18 protein-coding genes and 1 tRNA gene are annotated in these 14,668 nt (G+C 42.6%); 8 read left to right on the plus strand and 11 right to left on the minus strand.

The features are described 5' to 3' along the window. Window positions 1-17 precede the first annotated feature (17 nt). The 7 genes from ISG33_RS15660 to ISG33_RS15690 form a co-directional block, all read right to left on the minus strand. On the minus strand, window positions 18-569 hold the full coding sequence (locus ISG33_RS15660) for an Lcl C-terminal domain-containing protein (protein ID WP_195734577.1): 552 nt from the start codon (window positions 567-569) through the stop codon (window positions 18-20). Beyond that, the gene (locus ISG33_RS15665) at window positions 566-2,290 is read right to left on the minus strand and encodes an Lcl C-terminal domain-containing protein (protein WP_229333641.1); all 1,725 of its coding nucleotides are present in this window, start codon (window positions 2,288-2,290) and stop codon (window positions 566-568) included. Before ISG33_RS15665 ends, ISG33_RS15660 begins: the two co-directional genes overlap by 4 nt. 141 nt (window positions 2,291-2,431) lie before the next feature. After that, on the minus strand, window positions 2,432-2,914 hold the full coding sequence (locus ISG33_RS15670; protein WP_195734578.1) for a PAS domain-containing protein: 483 nt from the start codon (window positions 2,912-2,914) through the stop codon (window positions 2,432-2,434). 2 nt (window positions 2,915-2,916) lie between these two features. Then, window positions 2,917-3,909, minus strand: coding sequence for a response regulator (locus tag ISG33_RS15675; protein ID WP_195734579.1), 993 nt, complete (start codon window positions 3,907-3,909; stop codon window positions 2,917-2,919). A 133-nt stretch (window positions 3,910-4,042) separates the two neighbouring features. Next, a complete protein-coding gene (locus tag ISG33_RS15680) occupies window positions 4,043-4,780 on the minus strand; it encodes an LrgB family protein (protein ID WP_195734580.1) in 738 nt (245 codons plus the stop codon). Then, window positions 4,770-5,165, minus strand: coding sequence for a CidA/LrgA family protein (locus tag ISG33_RS15685; RefSeq protein WP_195734581.1), 396 nt, complete (start codon window positions 5,163-5,165; stop codon window positions 4,770-4,772). Before ISG33_RS15685 ends, ISG33_RS15680 begins: the two co-directional genes overlap by 11 nt. 9 nt (window positions 5,166-5,174) lie before the next feature. Next, window positions 5,175-5,504, minus strand: a complete 330-nt coding sequence (locus tag ISG33_RS15690; protein WP_195734582.1) for a hypothetical protein — start codon at window positions 5,502-5,504, stop codon at window positions 5,175-5,177. A gap of 193 nt (window positions 5,505-5,697) precedes the next feature. On the opposite strand from ISG33_RS15690, the gene ISG33_RS15695 reads away from it, so the two are divergent. Next, a tRNA-Ile gene (locus ISG33_RS15695) sits at window positions 5,698-5,774 on the plus strand. Between the two features lie 120 nt (window positions 5,775-5,894). Here ISG33_RS15695 and ISG33_RS15700 read toward each other — a convergent pair. The 4 genes from ISG33_RS15700 to ISG33_RS15715 form a co-directional block, all read right to left on the minus strand. Next, on the minus strand, window positions 5,895-6,836 hold the full coding sequence (locus ISG33_RS15700; RefSeq protein WP_195734583.1) for a methyltransferase domain-containing protein: 942 nt from the start codon (window positions 6,834-6,836) through the stop codon (window positions 5,895-5,897). Between the two features lie 56 nt (window positions 6,837-6,892). Beyond that, entirely contained in the window at window positions 6,893-7,456 is a 564-nt protein-coding gene (locus ISG33_RS15705; RefSeq protein WP_229333642.1) for a GbsR/MarR family transcriptional regulator, read from the minus strand. A 115-nt stretch (window positions 7,457-7,571) separates the two neighbouring features. Next, on the minus strand, window positions 7,572-8,252 hold the full coding sequence (locus tag ISG33_RS15710; RefSeq protein WP_195734584.1) for a Fe2+-dependent dioxygenase: 681 nt from the start codon (window positions 8,250-8,252) through the stop codon (window positions 7,572-7,574). Window positions 8,253-8,277: 25 nt separating this feature from the next. After that, on the minus strand, window positions 8,278-10,581 hold the full coding sequence (locus ISG33_RS15715; RefSeq protein ID WP_195734585.1) for a TonB-dependent receptor: 2,304 nt from the start codon (window positions 10,579-10,581) through the stop codon (window positions 8,278-8,280). Window positions 10,582-10,872: 291 nt separating this feature from the next. On the opposite strand from ISG33_RS15715, the gene ISG33_RS15720 reads away from it, so the two are divergent. From ISG33_RS15720 to ISG33_RS15750, 7 genes are all read left to right on the plus strand, one after another. Continuing rightward, a complete protein-coding gene (locus ISG33_RS15720; RefSeq protein ID WP_195734586.1) occupies window positions 10,873-11,085 on the plus strand; it encodes a hypothetical protein in 213 nt (70 codons plus the stop codon). A 12-nt stretch (window positions 11,086-11,097) separates the two neighbouring features. After that, the gene (locus ISG33_RS15725) at window positions 11,098-11,346 is read left to right on the plus strand and encodes a hypothetical protein (protein WP_195734587.1); all 249 of its coding nucleotides are present in this window, start codon (window positions 11,098-11,100) and stop codon (window positions 11,344-11,346) included. A 67-nt stretch (window positions 11,347-11,413) separates the two neighbouring features. Beyond that, window positions 11,414-11,836 carry a hypothetical protein gene (locus ISG33_RS15730; protein ID WP_195734588.1) on the plus strand — a complete coding sequence of 141 codons (423 nt, stop codon included), beginning with the start codon at window positions 11,414-11,416 and terminating at the stop codon, window positions 11,834-11,836. A gap of 118 nt (window positions 11,837-11,954) precedes the next feature. Further along, window positions 11,955-12,560: a hypothetical protein gene (locus ISG33_RS15735; RefSeq protein ID WP_195734589.1), complete on the plus strand. Its 606-nt coding sequence runs from the start codon at window positions 11,955-11,957 to the stop codon at window positions 12,558-12,560. A 53-nt stretch (window positions 12,561-12,613) separates the two neighbouring features. After that, on the plus strand, window positions 12,614-13,276 hold the full coding sequence (locus ISG33_RS15740) for an RNA polymerase sigma factor (RefSeq protein WP_195734590.1): 663 nt from the start codon (window positions 12,614-12,616) through the stop codon (window positions 13,274-13,276). Continuing rightward, window positions 13,263-13,829, plus strand: coding sequence for a hypothetical protein (locus ISG33_RS15745; RefSeq protein WP_195734591.1), 567 nt, complete (start codon window positions 13,263-13,265; stop codon window positions 13,827-13,829). Before ISG33_RS15740 ends, ISG33_RS15745 begins: the two co-directional genes overlap by 14 nt. Window positions 13,830-13,855: 26 nt before the next feature. Continuing rightward, window positions 13,856-14,638 (plus strand): hypothetical protein, encoded by a 783-nt coding sequence (locus ISG33_RS15750; RefSeq protein ID WP_195734592.1) that lies wholly within the window; start codon window positions 13,856-13,858, stop codon window positions 14,636-14,638. The last annotated feature ends 30 nt before the right edge of the window (window positions 14,639-14,668 follow it).

A 14,668-nucleotide genomic window follows, 5' to 3' on the forward strand; every position in this document is an offset into this window, starting at 1 on the left:
GAGATGATAGCCCTACACTATTCCAGTTCTCGTTCGGCTCTTGTCGCTGTTCGCACTAGACGCACAAAAACTGCCCGATCTTTCTCTTTAATCGAGTTACTGCTGTTAAAGAAGGCAACTACCCAAGCTCGTTGAGGGTCAGTTAAAGAGGGCGTTGAAGACCAGTAGTCATCTTCGAGTGTGTTGGGGAACAAACTGATATTTATAGAGGGTCTGGCGCATGAGCGCTCGGTGATCGACGCCAATTCTTTCACATTCGGCAAACGCCAACCGTTTGACTCATTAAACTCGTAACCCACACTCATATTTAGGGCTTCTTTCCAAGTGAGGCTCAAAGCTTCACCGGTGCATTCATCGCCTGTCCATGTTTGTCCTAAACTGCAGCGCATCCACATCAAGTTAGTGCTGAGGTGCAGAACTTGCCCATTATCAAATTTTAAAAATTCATCTTCAGGAGCTGTTACGGCTGCGGTAGACAAGCAAAATTGCTCCGCATGAAGCTGCCCGGTGGCAAACATCAATATGCAGAAAAGTAACTTTGAAACTTTGCTAAGTTTGTTTTTTTTCATCGTCCTGCCCTTACCAACTTAACTCTAAAACCTTCACGTTTATCAATAAAATTATCTACACCGGAATAATAATCGATTGCCCATGCGCTTTGAGAGCCGAGTTCATTTACACCATCAACATTAGTCTGAGAAGTCCAGTACCATAAAAAGTCAGTACTACTTTGCCCCATAAAAGGAAAGTACTCACTATCAACCAAGGGAAGGTTTGTTGCGCCGAAATGCACCAACGACATCAATTCAGTATGCGTGGGTAAGCGCCAATCAAAGAAACCACACAAGCCTTGCGCATTCACTTCGTCGACAAAGGCCGCAGTATTGCAAGTTTGCGAACTCAAATTGCAAGTCATACTCGACGAGTTCACAGCGCCCTCAAAACCGCCATTATCCGCCAGTTGATACCAAGTAAAAGTGTTGTCTGCAAAGTGAATATCATTGCTATCGTTGGTTTTGTTTTCCCATATTAAACCCGTTATATTATCGCGAACACAACGCCAATCGCTGGTGTCTTGGTCAATTTCATCACCGTTTTGGTTAAGTCGAGTAAAATCAAATCCGCGCTCCCCTCTACCAGCTTTGTTAGCCAGGCCACTCTGGGCTATGGTATCGTTTCCGAAGTGGGCATCTTGGCCTGCAAATTCACCCTGATAAGTTTCCAGCAAGGCTATATTATTAGCATTGATGCTTACACCAGTATCGTTGATGCGGGTTTGCACTGGGGCAAGTATTGTCATTTCTGTGCTCAGCTCTCTCTTGTTTCCGTAACTATCTTCTATTTCCACTGTGTAAGTAATTGCTGTTGTTTCGCTAACACTTGGCGCGATACTAAAGGTCTTGAGGCTGTTGAAGTCATCTATAATCGGAGCCAACGGCGAGTTACTGCTCCACCTTACTGAGAAAGGTGCCGCCCCTCTAGCCTTGCTACTTGCGCTAGCCGACAAATTAAAGTATTCACCTGGGCTCACCGCTTGCGGGTTACCCACACTAAGCTCTGGAATGGTTTTCGATTCAGCTAACAAGGTAATCGTTTTTGATTGCTGACTCACAGCCCCTTCTTGATCAGTTACCTCCAACACAATTGTAAGCTCGGTGTCTTGCTCAACGAGTGGTGAGCTCAGTTGCAGGCTTGCAGTGTTTACGTTGAGCCCATTGAGTAAGTTTGGCCCGGCAGTTTGTTGCCATGAATATGCTGAGATTGCGGAAGCACTTGTTTGAGGATCGGCATCAGAACTTCCGCTGCCATCCAATAAGATGGTACTGAGTATAGGAAAAGTATCGGTATCGTAATTAGGATCTTGCTCTACTGAAATCAGGGCAATTGGCGGTTGATTAACTGGATTTACCGTGACTATTAAGCTATCACTGCCCTGTGTTCCATCTTCATAAGTAACTGTGAGCGTGAGTTGGAAACTCTCTGAGCTTGTTACCGTTGGCGCACTGAAGCTCGCAATGCCGGTAGTCGTATCGTCGTGAGTTATTACCAAGCTTGGTTGCGACGACCAAGCATAAACTAAACTGGCGTTATCGCTGCCGGACAATCTTGCATCGCCCTGCAAAGTCGCCGTCGTTTCTTCATTAACGCTGAAGTCTGCACCGGCATTCACGAGTACCATGCTTGGCTCGGGCCTATCAGCGTCGCCACCGCCGCAGGCCTGAACTAGCAATAAACAAGCCCCCATCAGCGCAACACGCAGAGTCCTCGCTTTCATTCTTAGTCGCTTCATTAAATATTCCAGTTACTCATTTCACACTTATTTGATAAGTAGGCAAACGCATACTCGCTACGAAGGTTCTGAGCAAAAATTAAACCACTATTTATAAAATATTGGGTTTTAAGATAAGGTTTTTGGAGGAATGATTGTTAGCTACTGATTCTGCGCCATTTCGTGTTGTTGAACTTGTAGCGCTAGAAGCTGCTTTTTCGCAGCGGCAGCGTCGGTCATGTCGTAAACCATCATACAAATATGATCAACTGCACCAGTGGCTGAAACTAAAGCTGAAAGAGCAATGTTCTGGTACATGTACGGCTCGGTGCCTGTAATAGGTCTAAAGTTCCTAAACTTGAACAAGTACGGTCTTTGTTCCCACGTCACAAAAGCTCTGGTTCGCAATTCAAAAACAGCTTTGACCTTTCGTTTAAACCACTCTTCTGAAATGTCGGGAAACAACGAGAACAAGGTTTTATCGCGCGCTTCACTGGGTAACAAGCCGCTGTGAGCTTCCATGAAGCCATTCCAGACTTTTATTTCAAACTCTCGATTCAACACCACGATGCCTACGTCCACCGTTTGCAGCATGTCCATCATCCAATGAAATTCTAGTATTTCGTCTAAGGCACTATCCGACATCGTTATTCCTCCAACAAATGAGCGAGTTTTGAATTTAAGGTGTCGAGGGAATCCTCTGTGAATAAAAGCAATAAGTCACACTGTACATTGTAGCCTTCAAGCCCATAACTCAACTCTATGGCGAGTGTTTTTCGCCAATTACTTTTATTGGTTTTAATGAGTTCTTCCACACTTTGATGTTGCCCCAGCACCATCGGGTGGCCTTGCCTAAAGTGCATATCGAGTTGCTTAGCTAAACCTGCTAAGCAAGTACCGATGAGAATGCTCGCCACGTCCATTAGAATTTCTAACTGCATTTCATCATCAACCGACTCATTAATGTTAAGTATATTGGCTAAGTCGCCAAAGCCTGAGTCGCTGAGCACGCAAAGGGCTTCGCCGCTAATACCATCGCCAAGAAAACCCTGGCAAACGCCAGACGTTTGTTCGTGTTGTTCAACATCCGAAAGCATCATATGCAGTTCCGATGTTTCAATAAGGTTTACATTTGGGATTGGCAGTTTAACGAACACATTCATAATGCGTGCAAGATGGTCTCCGGCCTGACCCATCGCTACGTTGGTGACTTCTTGATAACAATCTCTAAGCTGCTCATCCAAGCCCTCTGGCTCAACTTGTGGACTGTCTTCTAACTCAAGTACTTTATGCTTTCGCAGTACAGCGGCTAAAGCTTCTGAGTTAACCGGTTTTTGAATAAAGTCGACGGCACCTAAAGCGAGCACTCTTGCTTTTGCTTCAGGTTGAATGTCTCCCGACACTACAATCGTTTTGGTTAGCAATTGTTGTTTCTGTATTGCCTGAAGTGTTTCATACCCATCCATTACGGGCATGTTTAGATCAAGTAGCAATACTTGGCCCTTGCCTTCGCACAGAGCTTGAAGTGCTTCTTCACCATGTTTCGCAAAGTGTACGTTTACGTCCCAATCTTGTGGAAGACACTTAGCCACTTGCTTTCTGGCAACAAGAGAGTCGTCGCAGATAAGTATAGAAATCATTTACAGACCAAAGTTATGTATTAGTGCATTTATTGCATGCTGAATTAGACATGTGTTTGCGCCCAACGTATTGCAGCAGCGTTATATCTTATCTAAAGGTTAACGACCGAAAAGGCGGTTACTTGAGCGAAGTTCACGAGAAAAGAAGAGGTAAGATAAACGCAGTTAACACGCCATTAATACACAGCCCTAAGGTAGCAAATGCTCCACAAGTTTCACTGATACTTAGTGCTTTGGTAGTGCCGACTACATGCGCTACCGAGCCAAGCGCAAGGCCTTGAGCATACTGCGAATCGGCTTTAGTCAACAGTATTAGCCATGGCGCAAAAGTGGCCCCAACAATACCAGTAAGAATCACAATAACCGCCGATAGCTCAGGTAAACCACCAATCAACTCCGCAGTGCCTATCGCCAGTGGCGTTGTGATCGACTTCACCAATATTGTCATCTGCAGGCTTGTGTTTGCGTCGAGGATGTAAACGCTACACCATGCGAGTATGGGAGCGAGTGTTCCCCCAATCACAATAGGTAGCAAAGCTTTAAACCCTAACTGTCTTAGCGTAGATAGCTGATGATAAAGCGGAACAGCAAGAGCAACGGTTGCTGGCCCAAGTAACAAATCAAGCAAGCTTATTGACTGTTTATACTCCTCAACGCCAAGATCAAGCACATGAAGTACAAGACCAATACATACAGTAGCTGTAACAAGAGGATGCAGCAACGAATGCTGATGGCTGAGCAAGTAAAGCTTCCGAGCAACCAGATAAATACCAAAGGTAACCAACACGCTACTAATCAAATAAGTAAGGGAAATTGACCATAAAGGCTGAAATAGCTTGGCTACGTGAAATAAACTATCTTCAGCGCCCATGGTTCGCTCTATCTTCCAGCTTACGTTCCACTCGACTAAGCAACTTATGCCCGGCCCAAAGCGTTAGTGCTAAACTCAACGCTGTGCTCACAACAATAGCAAGCAATAGCGCTAGAGCTTGCTCCGCGAACACCTCCATATACAGAAGTACCGACACCATTGCAGGTATCAGAAATAAAGCCATATGTGAAAGCATCGGGCGCGCTGCGTTTGAAATAGCACGCGGCACTTTCTTAAGCAGCACAAGAAGAATCAATAGTAATAAAATACCGATAAGCGCTGGAGGAATAGGGATGGAAAAGTGATAAAACAAAAACTGAGATAAAAGCGAGATGGCACACAATATCACGAAGCCCACAACAAAAGAGAAAGTGAGCTTTAACATAGGAGATAACTAAAAAGTGCTGTCTTGGTGAATAGTAATGAAGAAAGGAGTGCCTGCTTTGCTGTAATCGATTTTATACTCTTTGTTGTTCAGTGTTTGAATAAAAAGCATAGAGCGATAATCACTGAAGTTATCCGACGAGGCAATATCAACTTTAGCCATATCCATACGCTTAGCTTCTAGTTTATTCTCTGGAATTTTGCCTTCGTAAACTTCAATATCGTTGTGCATAACCAACAAAACAGGATCGCGACGACTGTTGACTATCAATAAATCAAGCTTTCTCAATTTATGTATTATCGTATTTCGACCACTAATTAAGTATGGTGCGTCAGCCATTTACAACTCCCAACGAGTAAAAAACGTTATCTTATGTGAAATATAGCAAACACAGCATATATTTGCACGTTTGCAAGCCAACATTGTTCATTTTAACGGCTTGTGGAGTATTTATCGGCTTTTTTTAAAAAATGTTTACCTCATGGATGACAACCCACAAAAAAAAATTTATACTGCACGCCGCTTTAGTGATGGCCCTTTAGCTCAGTTGGTTAGAGCACCCGACTCATAATCGGTAGGTCCCCAGTTCAAGTCTGGGAGGGGCCACCATTTCTACCACTTTCTAGCCTCGTGCTAAGCGGAAATAAATTACCAAGTTGTCTCCATTCGAGTTTTTCTCCATTCAAGGCTTTGCCCATTCGAGCCTTATCCATTAGATCATCAAGCTCATTATTCAGGTTTTCTTGCACTCACAAGGTAGTAGGCAAAGTCACGTCGATGCATGCCGATCACCATGCCCATCACGGGCGCTATAAAATGCATTTTCTGCATCGTCCGTTCGCCCTTCTTCATGGCAATATTGCTAAAAAAATATTTCATTGATACCCAAGGTACATGCAACACACTGGGTAGCGCTCGCCATGAGGCGTCTTTCACTTCTATATCGACAAAACCGGCGTCACGCAGTGCTTGGGTAAAATCATGAATGTTTGCGAAGGTATCGACTGACCAACCTTTGCATACAAGGCGAAACGCTTTTTCAAAAAGTGGATTTGATTTTATGCGCTTTCTAAATCCATCGGCGACCACTAGTCGAGCGCCTGGTTTTAGGATCCGAAAAGCTTCATTGATAAATGTTGCCTTGCTGGTGCCATCAGCGTAGCAACTACTTTCAACAGCATAAGCGCCATTGAAGCTATTGTCCGGAAATGGCGTGTTTCGGTAATCGATTAAGTGAAAACTCGCACGATTCTGCAGCTTAGCCTGCTCGGTGAATATATTGGCTTTCTCAATTTGCCAAGGAACCACTGTCGCGCCAGTAATATAGGTATTATCGTAGTTATGAGCGCAGTAGCGAGCCGTCGCCCCGACTCCACAACCGAGATCAATAACTTGATTCAAGTTATCGGTGTCGAGTTTGAGTCTGGACAGTACCTGATTATTCATTTCGACAAGCAAGGGTTCGCGTTTGAAAGGATTCATGCCCGTGCGATAGTAGCCGAAATGCATGTTGTAGTTAGCACTCCACGGTTCGTAGTCGAGCCCAACTTGAGAGTAGTATTGAATAATATCTTGAGAAACTTGGCTTGCATCGAACTGATAATTAGCATTTAAACCAATATTTGGACTGGCGGTCAGGCTTTGGCCGAGGGGCTTTACAGTGTCTTTCATTGTTCTTTACTCCACATTAAGCGAAAGCTCAAAGCATTGACTTTGAGCGTGCAAGCTTAGCTTTTTTTACTAGGAAGGAAGCGCGTGATCTTGGTGCCCATTTTCATCAAAGAAACCAAACTACTAGTTGGTAAACGCCTTATTTGCTCATACCACTCTGTGAGTGTGTTCATGAAGGTCAGCATTTCGCTAATTTGCGCTTTGACTTGCTTTGGCGTCTCTTCATCATTTTGCATGTCGAGCTCACATTGTCGAAGCATGCTTAGAATTGGGTCAATTTCACGTTTCTTTCTACCCTCAACAATAGTCAGAAACATTGACCAAGTATCACCTTTTACGCAGAAATGATCTCGACGATCGCCAAGCACTGAGTGGGTTTTAATCAAATCCCAACTTTGTAATTCTTTAATGCTAGTACTGACGTTTGAACGCGCGACTGATAAGGCTGCTGCTATTTGTTCAGCATTAACCGGGGCTTTAAGTAAATATAAGAGCGCATGAATTTGTGAGACAGTACGATTAACTCCCCACCGTGTTCCCATTTCTCCCCAGTGTAATATGTAGGTTTCCATTAACGGTGTAATGCGAATGTCATTGCCATTGATTATGTTGTTATTCATTGCGTTTCGACTCACTCATTCAGTTATTTCTGTACTTACAGAAATAACTGTAATTCATGAATTGATAATATGCAAGGTTTCGAGAGTTGAGAATGAAAATATAAGTTTTAGTATCTTACACTTGGGATGCCTGACGAATTAGGTTGTGATACACATGGTGCAAACGATCTAACTCCTCTCGCGCGATACTGGGGTTTTGAAGCAAAGCCTGAATGCTTTGGTCTAATTCATACAAAGTTTGTCGCATAAGAATATCAGGCACTAAGCTTTGCATCCACGTAATTGCAGCCACACGCTTACCGTCTGTCACTGGCGTAACTTTGTGCAAGCTACTTGATGGATACAATACCGCATCACCCGCATTCAGTTTTACTTTCTGCTCACCAAACTCTGTTTGAATGATCAGCTCACCGCCTTCGTACTCATCAGGCTCAGACAAAAATGTTGTCATCGACATATCAGAACGCAAAACCTCGTTGTTATGTGGCATACGCATAATGGCTGCATCAACATGAAAACCATAAGTTTCTCCACCAGAATAACGATTAAAGCACGGTGGAAAGATGCGATGTGGCAACGCAGCAGAAACTAGCTTCGCAGAATTCCCAAAAACACCGAGCAAGGCATTTGCGAGAGCTTGCACTTGCTTATCACTAGCGTCTGCTTGACCATTTTGCTTAACGCTTGAGGCCATGCCCATCGCTGTCTCTTTTCCATCATTCCATGGTACTTGATTAAGCACATTGCGATACTGACTAACTTCGACTTTACTTAACAATTGCTCAATCAAGACCATAGCTTTGTTTCCTGTATCTCTTTATTTAAAATTCGTAGGTTAGCGTCGCACGTGCTGAACGAGCATCACCTAAGTACATAAACGCTCCAGAGCGATAGGCGGCCGTCCAATACTCTGTATCAGTCACATTCCCAATGTTCACGCGTAAAGTAGTCGACTCGTTAAAGCTATAATTGGCGAATAAATTTGCGACATTATAGCTCGGCACAACAATACTATAGCGACTGTTGTCAGCATCGTAACCTGCAGCGCTGTCTGGCTGTCCACCGTACATTTCACCTTTGCGAGTAAAGTCACCGCCAAACGCAAAATTTTCCGTTAGTTGGTAACGCAACTGAGCATAAAAACTGCTACCCGAGAAGTTACTTAGTTCAAGACCAATATTACTTTCATCGTACGAATCGAGTACTTCTGAATCCATTACAGCAGCGCTAATTTGTAGGCTTAATTTGTCGCTTATATTGCCGTTCATTGCAAACTCAAAACCATCGACTCTATTTTTACCTGTATTGAGTGAGCCAAGCGTTGAGTAGGCGTCGCCAACACTTTCCATAACATCAGATTTGGTCAACTGAAACCAAGCTGCAGCTATGAATAGTTTGTCATCGAGCACCGACCATTTCGTACCAAACTCAATATTTTCGACTAGTTCTGGGTCGGCAACTGACGCCTGTTCTGGGTCTCCACATAAACCACCGTAACCGCAATTAGCACCAAGATCCGACTCTCCGCCATTAATATTCGTTGCGGTTGAGTAGGTAGCATATACATTCGCATCATCTGTGATGCTATAGACTACTCCGAAGTGACCGTTGTAGAAGTCATCTTTATAGGCATAATCAAGTTCAGTACCTCGGCTGACGACATCGTTGCTGTAATCAATACTATCGAAGCGTAATCCAGCAAAGACTTGCCAGTTGTCATTAATAGTGGCTGTATCCATGACATAAAAAGCTACTGTTTGAGCTTGAAACAATGCGTCAGAATCTCCGCGTGTGAACGCACGCCCAATAATGCTGCTTGGGTTGTCAAATACATTGCCAGTTCCATCTAATAGACAATATGAATCACTAGCACCACGACGACCGCTGGTTACACAGTTAAAGTCGTTCGTTCCCGATACACTATAAACGCCGTTGTCTACTTCTTCGTCAGTAAATTCAAAGCCAAAAAGTAACTTGTGTTCGATGCCCGCTGCATCAAGCTCATAGATAAAGTTAAACTGAGTCGCAAAATATTCAACCTCTTGCCAACCTTGGTGAGTACTCAAGTTAATCGTTTCTGTACCGGGCGCAATTGAGTCAGTGCTATCTCTTAGTGTTCCACGAGCACCGGTAGAGATATAGCCATTACTCGTTTCACCATAGCGTGTTGAATTATGAAAGGTTAGATTTTCATTAATGTCGTATTCAGTTCGAATAGTTAAGGCGAAAACGTCTGAATCAAGAAAGTCTTCATTTTGAGCATATACAGGAATGTCTTCCACCGGAGACCGAGTATCTGAATCAAAATAACTCCCTAAATCTGGCGTATCTTCTGCATTTAAATAATAAAAGTCAGTAGATACTCTAAGATCATCTAAGTTGTCATATAAACCTGATAGTAAAATGCCATGTCGACTTCGACTTATCCCTTCTCGACCAGGAGCATCTTCTTGTGCGCTTAGTACATTAATTCGAGTCGCAAAATTAGCTGAAACAGGTGTGTTATAGTCTAACCCTAAGCGATAAAAATCATCTGTTCCAAGGCTGGCATCAACACGACCAAAGTCGTAAGCTGTTGATGCTTTTTTAGAAATACTATTCACTGCACCACCTGATGAGCCGCGACCAGCAAAGGTCGAACTAGGTCCTTTGGTTATTTCAATTTGTTCTGTCGCAAAGCTCTCACGCGTGGTCATTCCGGGGTCGCGTAAACCATCTACGAATACATCAGAACGAGCCTCATGGCCACGTATAATATAGCGGTCACCAAAGGCGTTACCATTCTCGCCTGTTCCTAGGGTTACGCCCGCTTGAGCAGCTAAAATTTCTTTTAGATCTGTCTTTCCAGACTCTTCAATTTGATCTTTAGTTAATACCGTAATTGTTTGAGGTGTATCTAACAACTCTGCAAGACGGCGTACATCGCCAGAGTTTTTCACGTTGTAAAGTGAATTACGAACACCGTGAATACGAATAAGCTCTATTGCTTCTTCAGAACATTGTGAGTCAAGAGATTCACATTTTTCGGTAATTTCATTAGCAAAAGCAGTGTTCATTCCAATTGCTAAGGTGGTTAATAGCGCACCAGAACCCAGTGTAGAAAGTGTGTTTTTTTGCGAAGACATATTGAATATCGATCCTTGGATTATTGTTTGTGTTGTCATTTCAGGAGCGATTGTAATAAAGCTTCATAAATAAGTAAATACAAATGATAATCATTATTATTTAATTAAATATCAAGGCTAATGTTTATGTCAAAAAACTAGTCCTCACTACAGTAGTTTCCTCTACTTTTTCATTGCACACTATGCTCTCAAGCTTGAAATCCGAGTTAAGAAATAGCTGTTGTTTTATTCTTAACTTTACCTGACTTGGTAATTCATAACTAAGTCTTTACCAATAACAAGGAAGTAAAAATGAGAGAAATTAATGAAGTTGAAATTGAATTAATTAGTGGCGCTGGTGACATTGCAGACGCTGCTCAAGGAGCTGTTGCTGGCGGTGCATACGGTGCTGGTGCGATTGGCATCGCTGTTGCCATTGGCGCAACAGTAACAGCGCCAGTTACCATTGGTGTTATTGCGGTTGCTGCTGTTGCTGGTGCCACTTATGAATTTTTAACAGACTAGAAGGAACTAAAAATGAAAGAATTAACTACATATGAGTTGGCGGAAGTATCTGGCTCAGGCGTTTCCGGTGGTGATGCTGTAGAGTCGGCCGGCGCAGGTGCATTAGCTGGAGCAGGCACAGGAGCCGCTATTGGCAGCGTTTTAGGTGGGCCAGTTGGAGCAGGTTTTGGTGCTGTTATCGGTGGTTTGGTTGGCGCTGTGGCGTTTGGCGTAGACAACGTCGTTGATCAAATCCAAGCTGATGGTGGCAACGTTTCTTAAAACTGCTATTATTTGGGTCGGCTTATTTCGTAAGCCGACCTAAACAAAAATTATCAAGGAAGACATAATGAAGAAAACATATTTTTATATAGCGATACTCTCTTGCTACAACTTTGCATTTACGGCAGCAAATAATGCGTACGTTACTTTAAGTATCTGTTTGTTACTTATCGCCAGTTATGTATCTGCACATGCCTATAAGCACTTTACAGGGAATGCATTGGTGCTAGAGGCCGAGCGTTTGCCGATTTTAAGATTCTTTAGCATCCTGATACGAGACAACAAGGTGCAAACTCAGCAAAACGATAAATCTCTTTTTTATGTTATGGCAATTAATGCGATGTCGCTTTCATCTGCTATATGTATTTTATTTGCAAGACCTGAGTTATCGTTATGGACTATAAGCCTAGCTTGCGCGGCTTTTTCAATTCTATTTGCGATTTTCATGACGCGCCATTTCAGCGTAAAAATACCTCAAGGGCAGAACTAAAAACTGCCGAGGTACCCACCCTACTAAATTAACGGACGTAAAAAAACAGGCTATTTTCGAACTATCTTTGATAAGTGGTTACTGAGAGGTGAACATTAACAAGAAGGTAGGACTTAACATGACGTTCAACAAACTATTAGCTAGCACCGTTATTTGCTTTTATTCCTTTTCTGCGTCTGCCATCGACGCAAATCTTGAGCAAGAATATGTGCCAAAAGGGTGGTACAAAGCAGGTAGTCAGCCAGACGGATATAGAGTTGGTATAGAGCTTGAAGGCAGTTTAGACGGAACTCAGGTTGCCTTTATTGAATCAAAAGCAAATGCTGGTGAAAAGTTTGCTACCCTCATGCAACACGTTGAAGCAAGCGCTTATATTGGGAAAAAGGTAAAAATTTCCGTTAGCCTTAAAAGTCACGAACTTGATAATTGGGCGGGAGCATGGATTAGGGTTGATGGCCTAGTTGCTGGTAAAAGCACAATGTTATCAATGGATAATATGTCGGATCGTCCATTATTAGAAAGCACACAATGGAATCGATACGAAATGGTTGTAGATGTTCCGGATAATGCCACAACACTCAACTATGGTGTCTTGCTGCAAGGAAGAGGTAAAGTGTGGATGGATAATTTCGAAATTGATACCGTAGACGATTACACACCGGTAACAGCGCAATGGCCGAAAAAGGTAGAACAGCCTGTCAATCTAAGTTTCGATATTGAATAAAGCTTTGTTCAGTAGCGTCTTATTTATATCTTTATGGCCTTTAGGTGGACAAAATGACAAAGGATATGTCGGTTAAGCATTTATGTAGCTTCGATGAGGAGCTACATAAACCATCGATTCTTACTTTTAGCGACGAACAACTTCTATCACAGTTTTTGTCAGGCAATCACAATTCTTATAACCAGCTGGTGGAACGCTATAAGCACAAAATTTTTGAGTTTGTATACTTTCAAGTTAAGCAGCGCCAAGATGCGGAAGATCTAACGCAGGAAACCTTCATACAATTATTTAGGAAGGCAGACTTGTTTCGCGGTGATTCCAAATTTAGTACTTTTCTGTATTCAATTGCCAAGAACCTTGTTTTTAATTTCTTTCGCACTAAAAATAGACGCATACGACTACTCGGTATTTTTAAAAAGGACGCTGATGACGAGCCCGCTCATAGCACCTTACTTATTGAGCATAGTGATATAGACGCTTCACCATCTTTGGAATTAGTCGTAACGAAGAAGCTCACTACTGAGATGCTTAGCAAGGCTATAAGTGCCTTATCGGTTGATGATAGGCAGCTCATATTCTTAGCCGACCGCGAAAACTTTAGCTACCAGCAAATAAGTCATATTCTGAACATAAAAATAGGCACGATACGCTCGCGCCTGCATGCAATTCGGAAAAAGTTAAGCCATGAATTACGAGATCCAGATGATGATATGTAAACAAATACAAGAGTGTGTTGGTGAGCATACTAACGAGAGGCTGGCGCTAGGCCCAGACATGACTACCCACTTGCAGCACTGCGAAGAGTGTCAACAATTCCTAGCCACTACAGAAGAACTTAAAGCTGGTATTAAAGCGCTTAAATTGCTTAGTTTAAGCGATGATTTCAGTAAAAAGTTACAACAGCGAATTACTGCTGAAGGAATGACGGCAAGAAGGCATTCTAGCGCCTCTTGGCTTCAGCGCAGAGCTCAAGGTTTTCTAACAAATCAATCTTTGGCTGCATGCGCTGCTGCCTTTGTTATTGTGCTTACTTTTCACGTACACAAGCAAGTTAACGATTATCGTATGAACGAGCAGCAAAGTGCGCAGCAACGTCAGCTAGTTACTCAGTATTTGATTGAACGTGGTGAAAGACATGCCATGGACTATCGAATGATGGCTCTACTAGAGCCTGAATTACATAGTATTAATTCGCCCTGTTCAGAAGCCGACGCAAGCCTTTTTTGTGAGCAAGAAATACAAAGCCAAGAGCTAAAAAAGGCTTTATAGCTTTTATATTTTATAAAGGATAAAAGATGAAAACTGGCTTAACACTGATAGCCTTGTCGGGGCTCTCAGCCTTGATAGGGTATATAGTTTATCCAATCCTTAACTCCGGCACTTTTCCTTCAAAAGAAGTGACAACTCATTTAACTAATGAAATAAGTTTGCACGAAAGTCATCAGGATACATGCGATATAAATGTAGTCAGCGCTCAAGGTATAAAACCTTTGGAAGACAAAGTAAGCCCAAGTCATGATACTTTATCGCAGCAGGCTGACTCCAACATTAAGCCGACAATTGAGCAAACTCCTTTTAGTAAACTTGATAACGAGTTAACAAATATTGAAAGAGCACAGCAACTATCCTTGGAAACAAAGGAACACATCCGTTGGATAGAAAAGCATAAACAAGAAATTGAAGCTCTGGTTGAAGAAAGCGCACCGGATAATATAGTTAAACCTTTTCTTGAAAAAATAATGTTTGATAACCCTGCTTTAGACTCAGGTAATCTATTAAATGAAGCAGAGTTTGATGAGTCATGGGCTTATGCAACACAACAACTGATTCAAGATGCAATTCAATTGAGTCCAAATGCAGAGTCGATCACAATACAGAAAATTGAATGCAAATTTGCTGTCTGCGACATCTTGGCAACGACAAATAAGGTAGGAAGCTGGGTGCTAGTTCAAAATGACTTAATTATGGCCATGTATAGCGCGGAATATAAGTTAAATCATAGTCAAGGCAACAAAGTGACTTACCTAGATTTGGCTGCTGGCCAGGAGCATGTTTATAGTCAGTTTGTATTTAATTGATATATTTAGGGTTGATTCTTACCATTATGA

The sequence above is a fragment of the Marinibium conchae genome (assembly GCF_015595035.1).
Lineage (GTDB): Bacteria > Pseudomonadota > Gammaproteobacteria > Enterobacterales > Alteromonadaceae > Glaciecola.